The organism is Leptotrichia massiliensis, assembly GCF_900104625.1.
Taxonomy (GTDB): domain Bacteria; phylum Fusobacteriota; class Fusobacteriia; order Fusobacteriales; family Leptotrichiaceae; genus Leptotrichia; species Leptotrichia massiliensis.
The window spans coordinates 1,550,640-1,569,952 of record NZ_FNVZ01000005.1; the positions used below are offsets into that span (position 1 = coordinate 1,550,640).

The 19,313-nt window shown below is 29.4% G+C and carries 12 protein-coding genes; all 12 read right to left on the reverse strand.

Annotation, left to right across the window (positions count from 1 at the left end):
- Positions 1–3: 3 nt before the first annotated feature.
- The 12 genes from dnaE to BQ5344_RS11500 all read right to left on the reverse strand — a co-directional run bounded on the left by dnaE (position 4) and on the right by BQ5344_RS11500 (position 19,284).
- Positions 4–3,561, reverse strand: coding sequence for a DNA polymerase III subunit alpha (dnaE, locus tag BQ5344_RS11445; RefSeq protein WP_071125413.1), 3,558 nt, complete (start codon positions 3,559–3,561; stop codon positions 4–6).
- A 34-nt stretch (positions 3,562–3,595) separates the two neighbouring features.
- Positions 3,596–4,387, reverse strand: coding sequence for a Cof-type HAD-IIB family hydrolase (locus tag BQ5344_RS11450; RefSeq protein WP_071125414.1), 792 nt, complete (start codon positions 4,385–4,387; stop codon positions 3,596–3,598).
- Between the two features lie 168 nt (positions 4,388–4,555).
- Entirely contained in the window at positions 4,556–6,328 is a 1,773-nt protein-coding gene (locus BQ5344_RS11455; protein WP_071125415.1) for a DUF4032 domain-containing protein, read from the reverse strand.
- 69 nt (positions 6,329–6,397) lie between these two features.
- A complete protein-coding gene (locus BQ5344_RS11460; RefSeq protein WP_071125416.1) occupies positions 6,398–7,009 on the reverse strand; it encodes a metallophosphoesterase family protein in 612 nt (203 codons plus the stop codon).
- A gap of 150 nt (positions 7,010–7,159) precedes the next feature.
- Positions 7,160–8,299, reverse strand: coding sequence for a cysteine desulfurase family protein (locus BQ5344_RS11465; protein ID WP_071125417.1), 1,140 nt, complete (start codon positions 8,297–8,299; stop codon positions 7,160–7,162).
- 119 nt (positions 8,300–8,418) lie between these two features.
- A complete protein-coding gene (locus BQ5344_RS11470; protein ID WP_071125418.1) occupies positions 8,419–9,462 on the reverse strand; it encodes a DUF2207 family protein in 1,044 nt (347 codons plus the stop codon).
- A gap of 172 nt (positions 9,463–9,634) precedes the next feature.
- Positions 9,635–11,527, reverse strand: coding sequence for a DUF2207 domain-containing protein (locus BQ5344_RS11475; protein ID WP_071125419.1), 1,893 nt, complete (start codon positions 11,525–11,527; stop codon positions 9,635–9,637).
- Positions 11,528–11,633: 106 nt separating this feature from the next.
- Positions 11,634–13,586, reverse strand: coding sequence for a DUF2207 domain-containing protein (locus tag BQ5344_RS11480; protein WP_071125420.1), 1,953 nt, complete (start codon positions 13,584–13,586; stop codon positions 11,634–11,636).
- Positions 13,573–14,910 carry a DUF2207 family protein gene (locus tag BQ5344_RS11485; RefSeq protein WP_071125421.1) on the reverse strand — a complete coding sequence of 446 codons (1,338 nt, stop codon included), beginning with the start codon at positions 14,908–14,910 and terminating at the stop codon, positions 13,573–13,575. The genes BQ5344_RS11480 and BQ5344_RS11485 overlap by 14 nt, the downstream gene beginning before the upstream one ends.
- A 43-nt stretch (positions 14,911–14,953) precedes the next feature.
- Entirely contained in the window at positions 14,954–15,520 is a 567-nt protein-coding gene (locus BQ5344_RS11490) for a LemA family protein (protein ID WP_021768382.1), read from the reverse strand.
- A gap of 16 nt (positions 15,521–15,536) precedes the next feature.
- Positions 15,537–16,709 (reverse strand): hypothetical protein, encoded by a 1,173-nt coding sequence (locus tag BQ5344_RS11495; protein ID WP_083378255.1) that lies wholly within the window; start codon positions 16,707–16,709, stop codon positions 15,537–15,539.
- A complete protein-coding gene (locus BQ5344_RS11500; RefSeq protein WP_071125422.1) occupies positions 16,693–19,284 on the reverse strand; it encodes a DUF2339 domain-containing protein in 2,592 nt (863 codons plus the stop codon). The genes BQ5344_RS11495 and BQ5344_RS11500 overlap by 17 nt, the downstream gene beginning before the upstream one ends.
- Between the last annotated feature and the right edge of the window lie 29 nt (positions 19,285–19,313).

The following is a 19,313-nucleotide window of genomic DNA, read 5'->3' on the forward strand; positions in this document are numbered from 1 at the left end:
TTATCATTTCAACTTTATTCTCTCAATACCTACCAATTTCGCAACTTTCCTAATAAACTTGAGCGACAAGTTCACATTATATTTTTCAGACAGTTTTACAACTTCCTTTTTCTCATTCGTTTTAAACGCTAAAAATACTTGATTATCACCTTTATTTTTCAAAATAAGCTGCTTCAATTCCTGATTTTTTTCTTTCACTTCTTCGTCAATCAAGATGTATAATTTCAGATTCTTGTTTTCTTCCAGATTTTCAATGTTGCAAATGTTGTTTAAAATAACTGTATTTTTATTTTGCTCGGAATTTACAATTCCTTCCAGCACCATAATCTGATCTTCCGTAATTTTATATCCAAAAGTTATGTATTCTCTTGGAAAACAGATTACTTCAATGCTTTTTTGAAAATCTTCCATTTCAAATTTTACCATTGGCTCTTTTCCAGCCCGTGTTGCAAATTTTTTTACATTTTTTACTATTCCGATAATTCTTACTTTTTTTAGCTCTTTTTGGGAAATTTCTGATATTTTGTTATGGGAAATTATATTTATCAAATTTTTTTTCTCATTTAAAGGATGGCTTGAAACGTAGATTCCCAAATATTCCTTTTCGTTTTGAAGTAAAAGTTTTTGAGGAAATTCATCACTTTTTTCCATCTGGAAGTCAACTGATATTTCTTTTTTACCGCCGAATAAAATCATTTGCAAATCTTCTTCAGATTCGTATTTTTTCTGGCTGTATTCTAGAACTTTGTCAATAGACTTGTATTTTTCAAACCTGTTTCCATCAAGTCCATCTAATGCTCCCGATAAAATTAGCGATTCCAGCTGTTTTTTTGTAATTCCGTTTTGCTTCATCCGATATCCAAAATCTTTATAGGAAACAAACTTTCCGTTTTTTCGTTCTTTTTTTATTTCATTAATTAAAGCTACCCCCACGCCTTTTATCGCAAAAAGTCCAAATCTTATTCCAGCCTTTCCAAAATTTTCTTTATCCTCCTGATTTTCTTCAATTTCAAAATCATAATCAGACAAATTCACATCTGGCAAAAATATATTAATCCCTTTTTCCTTCGCTTCATTCACAAAAACAACAAATCTATCCAAATTATGCACTTCGGTTGTCATTATCGCAGCAAAAAACTCCAATGGATAATTTGCCTTAAAATACGCTGTCCAGTAAACAATCAAGGCGTAAGCCGCCGAATGTGACTTGTTAAATCCATATCCACCAAATTTTTCCACTAAATCATAAATTTCGTTTGCCTTTTTCGATAAAACTCCGTTTTTTTGAGCATTTGTTACAAATTTTTCACGATTTTTCTTCATTAGTTCAGGATTTTTCTTTCCAATCGCACGCCGCAGCTCATCAGCTTCCCCAAGTGAATAATTTGCCATTTCACTCACAATTTTCATAACCTGTTCCTGATACAAAATTATTCCGTAAGTTTCCTCAAGTATGTATTTTAGCGAATCATCAATATATTTTATCTCAGTCCTGTTATTTTTCACATTTATAAAATCATCCACCATTCCACTTCGCAAAGGTCCTGGACGATACAGTGCAAGTAATGCGATTATGTCCTCAAATTTTTCAATTTTCATTTTTTTCATAAGGCTTCTGATTCCAGCTGACTCACATTGAAAAACTCCCATTGTATCAGCTTTTGTAAGCAGTTCATAAGTTTTTTCATCGTTTAGAAGGATATCATTTAATACAATCCTTGTTTTTCTTCTTTTCTCAATATTTTCCACAGTTTTCCGCAAAATTGTGAGATTTTTCAATCCAAGGAAATCCATTTTTAAAATTCCCAGCTCTTCCAGTTCCTTCATTTGATACTGCGTCGAAACAATCTTCGTTTTTCCATCAGAATAAGTTGGAATCTCATCGCTTAACACATCTTTGGAAATAACGACTCCAGCTGCATGAACAGAGGCATGACGAACTTTACCCTCCAATTTTAGTGAATAATCAATCACTCTTTTTATTTCTCTGTCGGTTTCATACATTTTTCTAATTTCAGGAATATTGTTCAAGGCATCTTTCAGTTCCGTATTAAACGGTATCATTTTAGCGATTTTATCGACTTTTACAAGCGAAACATTTAACACACGTCCCACATCACGAATCGCAAGCCTTGCCTTTAGCGTTCCAAACGTAATGATATGTGCCACATATTCCGCCCCGTATTTATTTACCACATAATTTATAACAATTTCCCGCTGTTCCTGATCAAAATCTATGTCAATATCAGGCATCGAAATACGTTCAGGATTCAAAAAACGTTCAAAAATCAAGTTATATTCAAGTGGATCAATTTCCGTAATATTCAAAGCATACGAAACAATGCTCCCAGCCGCAGAACCCCTTCCAGGCCCAACATAAACCCCATTTTCACGTGAGAATTTTATAAAATCCCAGACAATGATAAAATATCCATTGTATCCCATTTTATCAATAATTTCCAACTCATACTCTGCACGCTCCAAAACATTTTCCAAATTATTCTTTAATAATTCTTCCCGAATTTTAACTTCTTTCAATTTCTGCCCAGCAATTTCATCTTTCGCAATCTCTTTTTCTATTATCTCAAAATTTTTATCCAGCTGTAATTTTTCAGAATCTGAAACAGATTTTTTCAAATATTTTTGAAAAAGTCCCTCAAATACTAGATTTCGTAAAAACTCCTTTTCACTCACATTTTGTGGCAATGAATATTTTGGAAATTTAAAATGATGAAACTCAAAATCAACATTGCAGTTTTCCACAATTTTTTCCACATTATTAATTCCAGTTTCATAAAACTCGCTATATTCATTGTTTTCAAAACTTTTTTCTATTTCATTTTCAGATTTCAGATACAAATCATCATACAAAATTTCACTATTTTCGGATTTTTCTGTATCAATTTTGCTTCCCTCTTTTATTGATTCCACAATTTTCTGCAAAACTGCATCTTTCCGATTTGGATAATAAACATCGTTTGTAATAACAAAATTATCAAATTTATTTTTACGCACAATGTCAAAAAGCATTTTCCTAGCCTTTTCCAGCTTTTCCACAGCAGGAATTTCAATAAAAAAATTATCCCCAAAATCTTTACCAAGTTTCTCAATAACCCTTCTAACCTGAGTATTTTCCAAATCCAAAATACCCTTTACAACCTCACTATTTATGCCACCCGATAAAATATACAAGTCATCTGAATATTTTTTCAATTCATCATACTTAATTTTATTTCGATTCCGTGTAAACCTGCTATATGAAATTGACGACAATTTTGATAAATTTTTATACCCATTCTGATTTTTAGCAAGTAAAGTAAGCGAATACTCCCCCACTTTCTCCAACCCATCCAGAAACACCTCAAGTCCAATAATCGGCTTTATTCCAGCATTTTTACACTTCTTAAAAAACTCGATTGCCCCAAACATCGAAGTATCGTTAATTGCAAGTGCTTTTACTCCTATTTCCTTAGCCTTTTCAACATATTCATCTATTTTTCCTACTCCTTCAAGCAGTGAATACTCCGTATGCAATTTCAAATATACAAATTTATTTCCCATAATTTCTACCTAATTTCTTTTTTTATAAAAGTACCTAAAGTGTTTTTATCACTTCATAAATCCCCTCTTCATCATTTGACAGAATAATTTTATCTTTTGAAAACTCCTGTTTCAATTCTTCCGTAGCATTCCCCATAAGATATCCGTATTTCACAAACTTCAACATTTCCAAATCGTTCCACTGATCCCCAAACGCCATTGTTTCTTCTGGAGAAATATCATATTTTTTCAACAGTTCCTTTATTGCCAGCCCTTTATTTACTTCCTTATTCAAGCATTCTAAATAATGCGGTTTTGAAAATACAAAATTAATATGTGGTAATTTTTCTTCCAACTCCTTTTTTAACTCCAGCAAAATGGAATTTTCTGCAATAAATAAGGCTTTCGTAGAAGTTTTTCCAATGAATTCATCAAAATTTTTCACATAATATGGAATTTCCACACTTTCTGAATATTTTTTACCTTCATCTGTTTCATTTTCAATATATAACTTGTCATCCATATATAAATTTAAGTGAATTCCCTTTTCTCTCGAAACTTTAATAAGCTCCCTAACATCCTGTGCCTCAACAGGTTTTTCAAAGATAACTTCACTATTCAAAGGATTTGTAACTCTCCCACCATTATAATTAATTACTGGATTTTTTATACCCAGCATTTCTACAAAAGGCTTTGATGAAATAAAGGTTCTCCCAGTTGCAATAAACGTTTTTACTCCCTTTTCTTCCAGTTCTCTCAATTTTTTTATCAAATTTTCCGAAACTTTATGCTCACTTGTCAGCACTGTTCCATCCAAATCCATAAATATCGCTTTTATATTATTCATTTTAATTCCACTCCTTATTAACAAATTTTTCTTTAATTTTTTTAACTTATTTTATACCTCAAGATATTTTGATTAATAATTGTTTTTTGAAATTAACTGTTGTAATTAAATTAACAATATCATGATTTTTGTAAAATCAATAATAAAAATTACCTTTTTTGTAAACAACTAATCAACAAATTTATTACAAAAAAAATCTATAAATCCAATTTCATAATCATGTTCAAAAATACTGCTATTCTCAATTTTTATGACTTTTTCTGTCTTGTACTCAACCACATTATCATCTTGCAAATAAAATTCTTCCAAATCTTTTTCTAAATTTTTCAAAAATTCCTCTTCTCCAAAATTATCAAGTGCTATAAAAAATTTTACATAAGTTTCGTATTTTTTTATTTCTCCACATTTTTTCAATATCCCCTCAAAAATTTTAGGATTTTTCAAGTTTTTCAAAAATTCTTTTTTCTTTTCTAAAACAAGAAATTCTTGTACTCCAAAAAGGACTTTTTTATTTTTGGTATTTATACCAATTTCTATACTTTCAGTCATTATATTCTCATATTTAGTAGATTTTCCTTCTGCTTTAAGCAAATTTTTTAATTTTAATAAACTAAAGAAATCATTTTGCAATTTTTCGTATTCATCCATAACAAAACAATCTTTCTCATTTATTTTCAAAAATATATCAGCAATTGGCAAAAATACCTCAAGGATATAGTTCAATGTGTTTACTTCAATATTGTCAAATTCCATTTTTGATTTAGTTATTTGCTCTTTTTCAAAGTTATTTTCCCCAATGATACTTTCTCTATTCATATTGCTAAAATCATTATTTTTCTGAGTATTTAAAATTTTTATATAATTCAAAATATATTTAGCAAAATAAGTCCATATTTCATTATTTGCCATTTTTTTAGATTCAAACAAATAGCTGGAATATCTATTAGAAAGTTTTTCTACTGCATTTCTAAAATAACTTACAGCTTCATTTTCCAATTCTGCTTCTACTTGTATTTCATGTTTAAAATTAGAATTTATCAATTCATTATCAATCTTTTCCAATTTTTTACATTTTTCAATTAATTCTTGCGTCTGAATTTCACAAATATTTTCCAAATCTTTATTTTCGTTTGTTTTTACCAAATTTATAAAATTAATTACACTATATAAATATCCTACATTTTTCCCATGATTTTTACTCAAATAATATTTATGTTCTAAAAAAAACAAAAAAACATCATCTGGATTACCTTCATAATTTTTAATTATTTCATTTTCAGAAAGTATTATTTTTATTGGTAAAAACACATTTATATGCCAATTTTTAGCTGCTTTCTTCAAATCCATATTTTCATTTTTTCTCTTATCTAAAAGATTTTTATAACTTTCAATTTCTTCTTTCAAATATTTATATTTTATTGGCTCTGAAAGAAAAATATCAGAAAGTCCTGTTTCCTTCTCAAAAATCATATTCTCCCTGTAAATAACTTTATCTTTCGTATCCTTTGTTGGCAAAAACTCCTCCACTTGTGCCTCAATTGTCGCAAAATTTAGAAATTTCGCTACCGAAACCCTGTGATTACCATCATAAACATAGTAATTATCCTTTATTTTGTACAGAATAACTGTCGGAAGCATGCTATCCGATGTGTATCCGATGTAAATATTTATCCATCTCTGCTTTACGACATTATTTTTAGGAACAAAATTTTTATCAAAATCTGCATACTTTTCAACACTTCCTACTATTTTATCAAGCGGAACTTCTTTTATTCCCAAATTTACGCTATTATAGGCATTTTCTTCCTTTTGAATTTCCGAAAATGACTTTAAATTCTCCTTTTTCTTAAAATTAAATCCAAATATTCCTCTCGAAGACTTCAAAAATTTTTTATAAGCCTCTTCTGCTTCCAACACGCTCATCAAAGTCCTATTTTCCATTTTTCCTCCAAACATCCACTTTTTTTAAAATAAAATATTTTAATAACTGTACAATTTTTTAAACATTTTTTATTTTTCAATAGTAAATATCCTATATCCAAACGTATTTGACACCATTGTATCTCCCACCTTTGTATCTTGATAATTCATAAAATTAGACAAATGAATATGTCCATGAATCCATAATTTGGGCTTAAAATGCTGTATAACTTTATGAAATACCCTAAATCCATTATGAACACCATCATCTCTATCGTGAATCCCTTCAGGCGAAGCATGGCTCAAAACAATGTCAACACCTTTACGAAGAAAAAAAATATTTTTTAAAATTTTCATTTTCATCTGACTTTCACTATATTGATGTTCTTGAAACGAATAAACCTTGCTCCCATCAAGCCCCAATATCCGCAGTCCCTTATATTTTATAAATTTACCATTAATTACCTTTGCAAATTCTATCGGACAATCCCTATTATACGTATGATTTCCATTAACGCAAATCAAATCTTTATTTAAAACCGAAACAAGATAATCCAGATAATTGTTGGAAACATCTCCAGCAGACATTATAAAATCTATATCCTTAAATCTCTGCTTCAAGAAATCCTCTTCCATATCCGCCAAAATCTCAATATCACTAACACACAGAAACTTGTATTTTTTCTTTTTATTTCTCTTCATTTATTTTATTCTCCAATTTAAAATATATCATTATTTTCTTTTTGTTTATTTAAAGATTTAATTATATAGTCAAACCTATTAAAAATTATATAAATTTATGGTTTGAGTAAAACAGCCATAACTTTTGAGTTCAGTTTTAAAGCAGTTTTATTATAAAATAACTTCAATTAAATTTTCCACAAAATAATCTATATCTTCAATAGTGGTATCTTTCCCAATGCTAATTCTAAATGAACCTTTCAATTCCTCGTCATTAAGCCCCATAGCTTTCAAAACATGTGAATTTTCAAGCGAGCCCGACATGCAGGCTGAACCGCCGCTTATGCAGATTCCTCTTAAATCCAGTGCTACTAGCAGCATTTGAATATCCACTCCTTCTATGTAGACATTCGTTGTTGTTTTTATTCTATTGGTTTTTTCTCCATTTATCCGTATTTTTTTACCTAATTTTTTAATTTCAGTTTTCAGTTTATTTTCTAGATAATTTTGCAGTTTATCTTCTTTTTCTAACATTTCTTCCAAATTTTCATAAACTTCCTCAAGTGCCACGCCAAGTCCCAAAATTCCGTGAACATTTTCTGTTCCAGCCCGTCTGTTCCTTTCCTGCGATCCGCCCCAGATTTCCTTTTCAACTGAATATTTCTTATCAATAAATACAAATCCTGCTCCCTTAGGCCCGTAAAATTTATGAGCTGTTGCCGTCAAAGCTCCTATTTTCAGATTTTTTGGCAAAATTTCCAATTTCCCTATTGCCTGAACCGCATCCGTATGAAAAAATATATTTCTTTCTTCCAAAATTTCCCCAATTTGCTTAATTGGCTGAATAACACCAGTTTCATTATTCACAAACATTATCGAAACAAGTGCCGTATCTTCCCTCAATTCCTGCTTCAATTCTTCAATATCCACAACTCCATTTTCATCAACGCTAATATATGAAACTTCATATCCTTCATTTTCCAGCTGTTCAAAGGTTTTCAAAACTGTAGAATGCTCAATCTTAGATGTTATAATATGTTTCCCTTTACCCTTATTCGCCTTCAAAAATCCTCTTATCACAAGATTATTCCCTTCAGCTCCGCCAGATGTAAATACAATTTCAGTTGTTTCAACCTTCAAATTCTGTGCTATAATATGTCTTGCCCTTTCCACAGCTGATTTTGCCCATTGTCCCAAAGTATGCACAGACGATGGATTTCCATAATTTTCACTAAACGATTTTGTCATTTCTGCTATCACTTTGTTAGACATTTTTGTAGTTGCGGCATTATCTAAATATACTATTTTCATTTTTAACTTTCTTCTCCTTTTTGTTATTTCTTTAATTTTATGATTTATAAAATTTTATAATTATAATGAACTATTTTCAATTCAAAAATATATTTTACCTTTCTAATCATCCTCTTGTCTTACCAAAAAATATATTTTCTTCTAAAAATTGGAAATTTCCTATCTACGTATTCATTAACATAGTATTGTGCTTCAGCGTAACTTCCCATTATATTTAAAAAATCCAAAGAATTCTTAAAAATTCCTATTTTTTCGTCTTCCACTTTAAGTGCAATAATATAAGGAAATATTCTATTAAAATAATTAAGTTTTTCTTCTTCGGTTTCAAATTTGTCTATTTTATTTTTCTCAGCAGTTTCAAAATACATTTTTAGTCCTTCGATGTACTCCATTTTTCGCCGTCCTGAAACAGTATATTTTCCTATTGCCTTTTCATAAATCAAAAATATTATTCCCAAAATAAATAGACTTAATCCCAAATAAATCTGCATATACATCATTACGGCAATAATTATTCCCAAAATAACCATTACATATAAAATTTTTAAAATCCCTTTAGGCATTCTATGTATATACTCAAGCCATATAAATATAAACATTGTACCAATAACTGCACTTCCAAAACTCCCCTGTAATAATTGTAATAATACAAAAATTATAGATATTGCTATTCCAAATATTATTGGAATAAAGAATATATAATTATTTTTATAGATTGTCCTTTCATATTTTTTCTCCAAAAAATACACAATACGATTTTTGTACCCAATCATCTTGAGTTTATTCTCAAATAACTCATTTTCCGAAAGAACATCCAGCAAATTATTTTCTTCCTCAAACAAAGTTTCTTTTCTCAATTTCAAATTATCCCTATTTTTCTTATTCAAAACATACTTCTTATTTCCTGTACTAGCTTCGTCAACTTCGGAAATATATCCTTTCAGTATTAACGATAATATGCCTATTTTTATTATTTCTTTTGAATCCCTCTCTCCATTAATATATGCTACGAACATTGAAGAAATATAATCTGGCTCTGTAAATTCAGGAATAACTGTTTTCCTTTTCGGATCTCTTCCAAAAAAGTGCCACGTTAAGACAGAGTACACTGCAACAAGTAAAACCACAATAATTTCAATTATAATTATATAAGATTTATTCATTAATAAACTCCTTAAAATTCAAATTGTATCTTTTCATATTCCATCCCTTTCATTTTCTGTATATTCTGTTCAATTTATCTGTATTCCTAAACAAATCTGAAAAATTAATATTTTCTACCAATATTATAAACTAAAAAACAATACTTTACAATAAGAAAAAAAGCCAGTATTTCTACCAGCTTCCTCCACCTCCTCCGCCAGAACCTCCGCCAGAGAAGCCGCCTCCACTAAAGAAGCCTCCTCCGCCTGAGCCACTCTTAGATGAACTAAATTTTTCACTCATAATTTTCGATTTTCCACTGCTGTAACTTCTTGAAAATATGTTCGTAAAACTGTTGTTACTATAAGCATACATATGAGTGTGGCTATTTATATAAGATTCATTTATGTCGAAGTTGTATAATTTTATTGTTTTTTTCATTAATTTTATTGCCTCATTTTTTACTCCAAGTGCTACTGCAAAAGGCAAAATTCCATTAAAATATTCGATTAATTCCTTTACATTATCAAATTTTCTTATCTGATTCTCTTCTGCTGTTTTTATATACATTTTCATACCTTTCAGGTACTCTTTTTTTCTTAAGCCTTCATTTGTATATTTACCAATTAACTTTGCATACACAATAAACAATATTACAAAATATGTTGTAAAAACAAAAATCTCAATTCCCTGATAAAAAGACACACCTAAAATCACTATAATTACTAATCCTATTAACAATTTTTTACTAACTGTTATCCAAATTCTATGAAAAAATGAGCCTAATGTTATAAGTATATACAATATTATAAAAGGATTGAAAATCTCAAAATTTGTCTGTGAAAATATAAAAATCATAAAAACAGGAGCTGCACAATAAAACGGAACTAAAAAACTTCCATTATTTTTATAAATTATTTTATGATACTTATCCTTTAAAATTTCAATGATACTATTTGCCTTATTATAAATTCTTTTTTCACTACCAAAAATATCATTCTTTTCTGAAGAAAGAGAATCAAGCAGCATCCTTTCCTCTTCCGCCAGCTCAGTTTCCTGTGTATACACAGTTTTGGATTCCTTGTTATATTTAATTTCACCATTAACTCTATTTGCTACTATAAAGCCTTTTGTAAGTAATGTAAATATTCCTGCATTTAATATCTCCACTGTGTCTCTTTCACCATTTATATATGCCGCAAACATTGGAGAAATGTCTTTTGGTAAATTAAATTCTGGAATTACAGATTTCCCTTGCGGATCTTTTCCAAAAAACTTCCACGTTACAATAGAATATATTGTTAAAAATAACAATAAAAATGGCAAAATTATTATTGCTGGATTGGAAAGATATACAATTTTTAGCTTATCTACTAAAGTTGGACTTATTTTATCCGTTTTCAAATTTAGCATAAATGTAAGCCCATTTTTGGCCTCCAGCTCTTTTGTTGAAATGTGTATTTCCTCATCATTTTCTAAAATGTCATAATTTTCACCTTTTTCTCCATAACTTCCAGTATAAACTTCCAACTTTTCAATTTCATTTTTTTTAATTTTTTGCCCATCAGGAAATCTTATAATAACACTTGCCTGTTCAATAGGAACATTCCAAAACTGTCCAATAGCATTGTAATACACTTGATAAATTCCATCTTTTTCAAACACAGCATTATAAATATCGTAATTCAGCTCATATACGCTCTCAGTCTTATACAAATTTACAAGTTCTGTTTCGGAACCTATTCTGTACCTTATTCCTTCATAAAAATGATTTTTTGTATATTCTTCATCCTTTCCGTCCCTCTTTATCCAATTCATTTTGATAAAAGACTTATGAACATCAAATCCAAACCTTTTTGAACGCAAAGGAATATCTCTATAAATCCCGTGCTTAAACTCTTCGCCAAACTGATAATCAATCACTTCATTTACAGTCAGCGTGCCATTTTTATTAATTTGCACTGTAACTTCATAATTTCTTATTTTTTCACTATGCAATATTACTGCAACAAGCCTGCTTGAATTAAATAAAAACATCACCATAAACATAAATAATATTGAAAATTTTTTATCTTGAAATATCATATTTTATCTATCCTTATTTTTAGTTATTCTAAAACTTTTTCAGTATCAAACTTTAACAATTATACAAATTTAAAATTTATGTAAAAATCGTAAAAAGCCAGTATTTCTACCAGCTTCCTCCACCTCCCCCGCCGGAACCTCCGCCAGAGAAGCCTCCACCACTTGAGAATCCGCCTCCGCCAAAACCGCTTCCGCTCGAATTTCTAGAGTTTTCTCTCAAAGTGCTAAATCTTTCTTCTGCTATTTCATTGTATGCATTGTTATAACCTCTTGAAATCATATCTGATAAAAAGAAATTATTGTATGAATTAAAATGTACTCCTCTATTTATGTAAGAATATGTACTTTCATCAAAATCATAAAGTTTTATTGTATTCTTCATAAGTTTTACTACTTCATTCTTTACACCAAGAGCTACCGCATAAGGCAATATACCTTTAAAATAAGCTACCAGCTCATCTACATCATTAAATTTCATAATCTGATTTGCTTCAGCAGTCTTTATGTACATTTTCATGCCATCCAAGTATTCTTTTTTTCTCATTCCATCAACAGTATATCTTCCAATTATTTTTGAATAAACAGCATACATTGCCATAATTATTCCAATTATAATGAAATTTAAAACTCCATATATTAATGAAAAGAATAATACTGCTATCCACTTAATAATTTTTAAAAATTTACTATTATTTCCATAAATATTATTGATAATTGAAAAAATCGTATTTAATACTATTCCAAAGAAAATAGCAACCATAACTAGAGAAACTGCTCCGGAAATGCCATCAGAAATACCTGCCGTTCCGCCGCTTGCAGTTGACGAAATCATAAAAACTATAATCATACCGACAATAAAGACAATATTAAAAATGTTATTATCCTTGTAAACTTTCTTTTTATACTCTCTTTCAAATGATTTTAATATTTTATTTGAAGCGTCGTAAAGACTTCTTTCTTTTTTAAATATATATCCATTATCAGAAAGAGCATTAAAAACAATCTTTTCTTCTTCTGCTAATTCAGGTTTGCTTTTTCTACTGTCAGACAATGTATATTCTACATTTCTTCCATTACCTTCTTCGTCATTAGCTTCAACATAACCTTTAGAAAGCAATGAAAGCACTCCGATTGTCAATATTTCTTTTGGCTCCCTTTCTCCATTGATGTAAGCCGCATACATGGCAGAAATATCCTTTGGTATGTTAAATTCAGGAACAATTGCCTTTTTATCCACATCTCTTCCAAATATATACCACGTTACAAATCCATAAATTGCTAGAATTATTATTATAATCGGTCCTACAGCAATTAAAGGATGAGCATAATAAAGTGTCTGTAATTTATCCCAAAATGTTGGGCTTATATTATCTGTTTTTAAATTCAGACGAAAACTTAATCCATTATATGCCTCTAAAACCTTATTTGTTTTAATTTCAACAGTTCCATTATTCAAATTTGTAATATAATCTTTTCCATTTTGTCCATATTCACCTGTAAAAATATCTAATTGTCTAATTTCATTTTTTAAAACAGGTTCTCCATTTGCAAATTTTATATTTACCGCAGCTTTTTCAATAGGAACTTGCCAAAATTGACCAATTGCATTAAAGTAAACCTGATAGATTCCATTTTTTTCAAATACTGCATTATAAATCACGTAATTAAATTCGTATCTATTTACGCCATTTTCCACAAATCTGTCTGCAGAACCAACCCTATATCTAATACCTTCATCAAAAAGTTTCGTAGAATATTCTTCAGAAATACCGTTTCTCTTTATTGAATTCATTTTTATATAAGATTTGTAAATATCCACGCCATTTTTCTTTGAACGTAATGGAATATCCCTATAAATCCCGTGCTTTGCCGAACCGTCAAATTCATAGTCAATCACTTCATTTACTGTCAAAGTCCCATTTTTATTCATCTGAACTGTAACTTCATAATTCTTTATTTTTTCAGAAATTAATGATTTTGCATTAAAAAAAAACAATGCGAAAAATACAAAACTTATTGAAAAAATACTCTTCCATTTTCGATTGCTAAAACTCTTCATAGTAATTTCCTCCCAATGCATCATTACGAGCCCTTTCCAATATCTCGTTTGTAAATATCTCATTCCCAAACGATTTCATAAATTTATCATTTTTATAAATAAATATATTAAGCATATTTTCAATATATTCCTTTTTATCATTAAATCCTGATATTTCTATAGATTTTTCCACCATCTTTACAACATGTTTTTGCACTTTCAAAGCTTGTGAAAATGGTAAAATCTTTTTAAAATATGAAATCAACTCTTCTATATTCTCAAATTTTCTAGTTTCACCACTTTTTATGTATTTCTTCAATCCTTCTAGATTTCTTTTGACTTCAATTCCTCTATCTGTATATTTTCCAATATTTTTAAAATAAAAAAACTGAAGAATAGCAACTAAAGTTAGAATTATCCCAGATATTCCAAGTCCATAAACCATAAGTCCAGAAAAAAATAATATAATAACTTCAAATAGACCTATTAAAATAAAAACTGCTAACCTGATAACCATCGGAAACATTTTATTTTTTAAAATTACAAAAATCAAACCTGATAATAACATTGCCCAAAAATACATAGGAAAAAAAATAATTAATGGCACAATTCCCTCAAATCCTTCAAAAATAAAAAGAAAAATTCCAAACAAAAATATTATAATTATATAAAATATTCGGAATCTCCAATTTGAAGTATAAAGCCTTTTATCCCATTTTTCCCTATTTACAGACTTTATTCCAATTAAATACAAGAAAGCGTAGTTTCCTCTCCCATCAAATTTTTCCTTTAAAACCTCAAGAATTTTAAGAAGCTGGTTCATAATAGGCTTTTTATGCCCAAGAATAGTGTCCTTATCATATTCAATTAAAAATTCCAGAACCATTCTCTCCTCTTCCGAAAGTTCCCACTGCCTGCACCCATAATCATTGACTTTTTCCATATTGAACCCATATTTCTTCTTGGTTATCTGTCTATAATATTTTTCAATGTCAATGATTTCAACAGTTTTTTTATCTTTTTTTATTTCGTATTCATCTTCTGTCATTTTTAAATTTTTCTTAACTTTATTATATTTTTTCAAGTCAACATAATCCTCAATTATTACAAATCCTTTGCTTATCAACTCCAACAATCCAATATATACCAAATAATCTGGTATTTCTTTCCGAGAACTATTTATATAAGTAGCCATCATTGCCGAAATTTCTTTAGGTGGCTCTGACACCGACATAATTTCATCGACAGAATCCTTCCCAAATTTTTTCCACGTAATATAGCTATAAATCACCAATGTTAATAGCATTATCAATAAAATTATTATTTGAGTCAAACTTATTTCCATAAAGTTATTTCCTTTACGATAATTTTACAAAACTTTAAACAAATTAAAACTTAACTTCTGGAGCTTTTTCTGCTCCTTCCACAGCATTAAAGAACTCAGCCTTTTTGAATCCAAAAATTCCACCAAAAATATTATTTGGAAAAGTTTCCACAAAAGTATTTCTGTCTCTTGCTGTTCCGTTATAATATTTTCTTGAACTTTGAATTTCTGTTTCTATTTGAGTTAGTTGAGATTGCAGGCTCAAAAAGTTTTCGTTTGCCTTCAAGTCTGGATAATTTTCCTGTAACATCATTATTGATCTTAACGTTTTTGTCATTTCATTTTCAAGCTTTTGAATTTTTTCAATATTGTCAATATCCTTTGTATCAATCGACATCATTTGACTTCTTAATTTTACCACATTTTCGAGTGTTTCTTTTTCATGTGTTGCATAACCTTTAACAGTATTAACAAGATTTGGTATCAAATCCAGCCTTTTTTGCAAATATACGCCTATTCCACTCCAACCTTCCTCATTCAGATTTTTTAGTCTAATATATTTATTATAAATTCCCATTCCGATTACAACCAAAACTACCAAAATTCCTATTAAAATAAATACAATACTCATAATTCATTCTCCTCTTCTATTTTTTATTTTTATTTATTTTATTTACCATAAATCCAATTAATATTACCACAACCACCCCTATAAAAACATTATAATAAACCGTGTAATCTCTTGGCTTTGAAACTTTCTTTATATCTGCCTTTTCCAATTTTCCTACAAAAACTTCATCTCGTTCTTTTATTGAATCAGCAAATTCCGCAATATCGTACTTAGGCTTATCTAAACTTTCATCTCCAAAGGTTATTTTATAATCTTCCCCTTCTGTAGCCCTAAACACAATTCTGTCTGGAACATAGTTTCCTGTTACTTCATTTGTTTTGAGCGGTGAATTATCTCCATTCTGTATTTCAACGATTATTTCAGACAATTTTGGAACATTTTCTAAATTTATCATCAAATTTGACTTTTCCCCAACTTTAGAAATTATGCCTTCCACATAAAAATTATCTCCACTTCTCACAGTATAATTTCTCTGAAACTCATCATTTACATCTAGAACAATATTTTTTAACGGCAAAAACTTGCTCTTGATTTTCAAAATTGTACTTTTTCCTTCCTGCTCAACCTTATAATCCAATTTTGTCCCTACAGTTTTAAGTTTTCCAGCCTCATTATTTGACAATTTCAAAATTGCTTCACTAAAGATATTCCCTTTATCCAACGGCGTTACGATTTTATAAAATTCATATCTTTTTTCTGAAAATTCGATTGTCAAGTTTGACTTATCAGGTGTCTTATAAATTTCTCCCGAAGTTATCTGTTCCCAATTTGTACCGTTATTACTTCCAAGCAAAGTATACTCGGTGTAAAAATTTTTGGAAGGAATCAACTCGAGCCTGTTTCCAATTATATCCTTTAACGAACTGTCGGAATTAAATTTCACAATAAATTCCATTTTATCCTTTTTCGTCAATACTTCATCTATTTTTGCCTTTGCCACAATTTTTTCGCTACGCTTTTCCTGCTCTTTTCCAGTTTCGATAACATAAGGAACTTCTTTCCCGTTCTTATCAATTATCCGTATATCTCCAAGATTATTTTTACTGTTCTCATAAATATCCTCTGTTAGAAAAAATTGCTTGTATGCCGACTTTCCTGTTATTTTTATAGTTTTAAAATACTGGCTGGAAAAAAGTTGAATAATTGTTATTAAAAATAAAAACAATATTATTTTATTTATTTTCTTCATTTTTCTCACCTTTCCCAAAATCCGTGCCACTCAAACTCTCTTTCACTTCCTGCTCCAATTTCTTCAAAGCTGTCTGATAAATATAAGAAGTCCCAATCAAAATAGCCCCCATACTAAAGTAAGCAATCAACTTATAGGAATTATCAAATCGTAAGAAATCCCATAAAAAACTTTTTGCCACAAAAAATATTCCTATTCCAAGCCCAATTCTTCTAACATTCCTATTTGGCACTCTAAATCCTTTCCAGACTAAATATCCACATAATAGCAGTCCAACTATATCCAAAGCTAGTCCAGCTCCTAAAATTAATACACCTGAATGTTCATATATCCGTAAAATAATATTTGCTACAAAAAGGAAATATATTGATTCTCCGAGTATCCACAATGGTTTTTTCTCATTTTTTTTGAAAAAGCATAAATGAATATCATTTTTAGCAACCATAAATAAATAGATATTTACTAAAATTGGTAAAAAGAACGGAAATATATAACTTATTGGTACTCTTTCTTTTAATATATCCGAACTCCAACCAAAAAAATACAGGATAAGATTAATCATATTTATAAATAACAAATAAATTATTTCAATTATTATCAAGAATTTCAAACTAAAACTGTCTTGTAATTTTTTCGCTTTATACGTTACTGTTCTTAAAACAAAAAGCGAAACTAATAAACTCAAAAATATATCTTCACCATAATTTATCATTTTAAATGAAGTAACAACATTAAAAACAACTTTATTTATAAAAAATATTGAATAAATAAAAATCAGATATTTAAATATTCCATTTAAAATCCTAACTTCTGTCTTGTAGCTTTTTTGTTTTATCAGGAAATAAAGCACAAATGAAAAAGATATTATCATCAAATCTTGAATATACACAAGCAAATATTTTTCTTCCCGCACAATTAAATTACTCACTAGCGAAACTAGATAAATCCCAATCGTTCCATATCGCATTTCTTTATTTTTATATTTTCTATAAAAGAAATATAATAGTGCAGTTTCAGCACCCCACGCAACCACAACAAATTTTTCTGGCACAATTAACGGAATAATTAGGATAAAACTTCCTAATGCCACGATATAAAAGATTTTTGCAACTTTGTTGTCCTTGAGCCTGTCGCCAAAAAATCCGTAAATTATTCCGACTGTTCCGACTAATACCGCTTTTAGCCAGCTTGGTGTTGTCTTGTCAAACAGGCTGTAAATCAATGAAAATTTTATAATTAGATTTAAACTTAGAAATATATAGTCGATTACGTTGCTTTGACGATTTTCTTTTTTGTGAGAATTTAGGAAAATGAAACTGTATGCTGTTGTAAAAATTACGATGTAGAAAAATGCCGTGATCTTATCATGAACACTATAATTTAAGTAATAAATCAGCCCCGTCATATTTACTACACCTGTAACAAATCCAAAAATCTTGCTGTATATCCAGTCCTTTTTCCAAGAAACTCCAAGCACAATTCCCTGCAAAATCAAAGAATATGCCAAAACATAATAAATCTGGACATTGCTCTTATTCACCCAAATATACGCTCCGTAAGGCAAATATCCACCAATCAGCGACAATACTCCGATTATCTGGCTATTATATCGCAATGAAAGAATTACAACCAGCCCTGTCAGTATTACTGATATAAAAAGTCCCGCTGTAATTGGGTAAAGTTTGAGATAAAGCGTGGAAAGAAGTGTAGTCAAATAAAGAATCCCAATTCCACCACCAATCAGCTCAACTGCAAAATGCTTCTTATTTTTCTGATAAAATTTTTCTCCAGCAAAAAGAAAAAACATCCCAAGCAAATACGAAGCCGAACTTTTCACATAATTATTTGCCAAAATTTTTGCAAACTGTGTCCGAAATACTAAAAAAACTCCCAAAAAGATTGATATTATCCCTAAAAAGTTAAAACCCTTCAAACCAATAAGTTTTTCAAATACAAATCTTTTTTTCTCTCTTTCAAAAAGAAACTCCCCTTCCTTCAAAACCGTTTCTTCTTTTATTTTATTATGAAAAACCGAAGACTCCTCCTGGAGAAATACTTTATTTTCAAAAGTTTTCCTATTACTTTTCTCTAAAAAATCACCAATTTTCCCATCAATTTTTTTTAATTCATCTCTTAATGAATCAGCTTCATCTGAAAATTCGTGATAAAGATTTCTTTCCAGCATTTTAACTTTTCTCTTCATTTCCTCTGCATAATTAGAAAGCCTTCTGGTCACACCACTTTCCAATTCCACATTCATCTTCTCAGCCAAAATATTCTGAAACTTATCAATCTCACCATTTCTCCTAACCTTTTTCGCTTCCTTCAATTCCTCAATAAGCACTGCATTACTATTTTTAAGCCTTCCAATTTCCTCTTCCCTAACTTTCATCTTTTCATGAAATGCCGTTAAATCCTTCGCCAGCCTTTCATTATCTTCCAAAAGTTCTTTTTCCCTGCTTATTCCAGCCTCATTTTTTATATTTGCAATTATTGATTCTATCTCAGAATTTAATTTCCCAATCTCCTTATACTTATTCTCAAGATTTTCCAATTCCTTTATTTTGTCAATCATTGTAAAACCTCCTCAAAACTCACAATTTT

Excerpts from the sequence above, each read along its gene's own strand:
- BQ5344_RS11465 (WP_071125417.1), bottom strand. The coding sequence starts at position 8,299 with ATGAAAATAGTATATTTAGATAATGCCGCAACTACAAAAATGTCTAAC.
- BQ5344_RS11475 (WP_071125419.1), bottom strand. The coding sequence starts at position 11,527 with ATGATATTTCAAGATAAAAAATTTTCAATATTATTTATGTTTATGGTG.
- BQ5344_RS11455 (WP_071125415.1), bottom strand. The coding sequence starts at position 6,328 with ATGGAAAATAGGACTTTGATGAGCGTGTTGGAAGCAGAAGAGGCTTAT.
- BQ5344_RS11500 (WP_071125422.1), bottom strand. The coding sequence starts at position 19,284 with ATGATTGACAAAATAAAGGAATTGGAAAATCTTGAGAATAAGTATAAG.
- dnaE (WP_071125413.1), bottom strand. The coding sequence starts at position 3,561 with ATGGGAAATAAATTTGTATATTTGAAATTGCATACGGAGTATTCACTG.
- BQ5344_RS11495 (WP_083378255.1), bottom strand. The coding sequence starts at position 16,709 with ATGAAGAAAATAAATAAAATAATATTGTTTTTATTTTTAATAACAATT.
- BQ5344_RS11480 (WP_071125420.1), bottom strand. The coding sequence starts at position 13,586 with ATGAAGAGTTTTAGCAATCGAAAATGGAAGAGTATTTTTTCAATAAGT.
- BQ5344_RS11460 (WP_071125416.1), bottom strand. The coding sequence starts at position 7,009 with ATGAAGAGAAATAAAAAGAAAAAATACAAGTTTCTGTGTGTTAGTGAT.
- BQ5344_RS11490 (WP_021768382.1), bottom strand. The coding sequence starts at position 15,520 with ATGAGTATTGTATTTATTTTAATAGGAATTTTGGTAGTTTTGGTTGTA.
- BQ5344_RS11485 (WP_071125421.1), bottom strand. The coding sequence starts at position 14,910 with ATGGAAATAAGTTTGACTCAAATAATAATTTTATTGATAATGCTATTA.
- BQ5344_RS11450 (WP_071125414.1), bottom strand. The coding sequence starts at position 4,387 with ATGAATAATATAAAAGCGATATTTATGGATTTGGATGGAACAGTGCTG.
- BQ5344_RS11470 (WP_071125418.1), bottom strand. The coding sequence starts at position 9,462 with ATGAATAAATCTTATATAATTATAATTGAAATTATTGTGGTTTTACTT.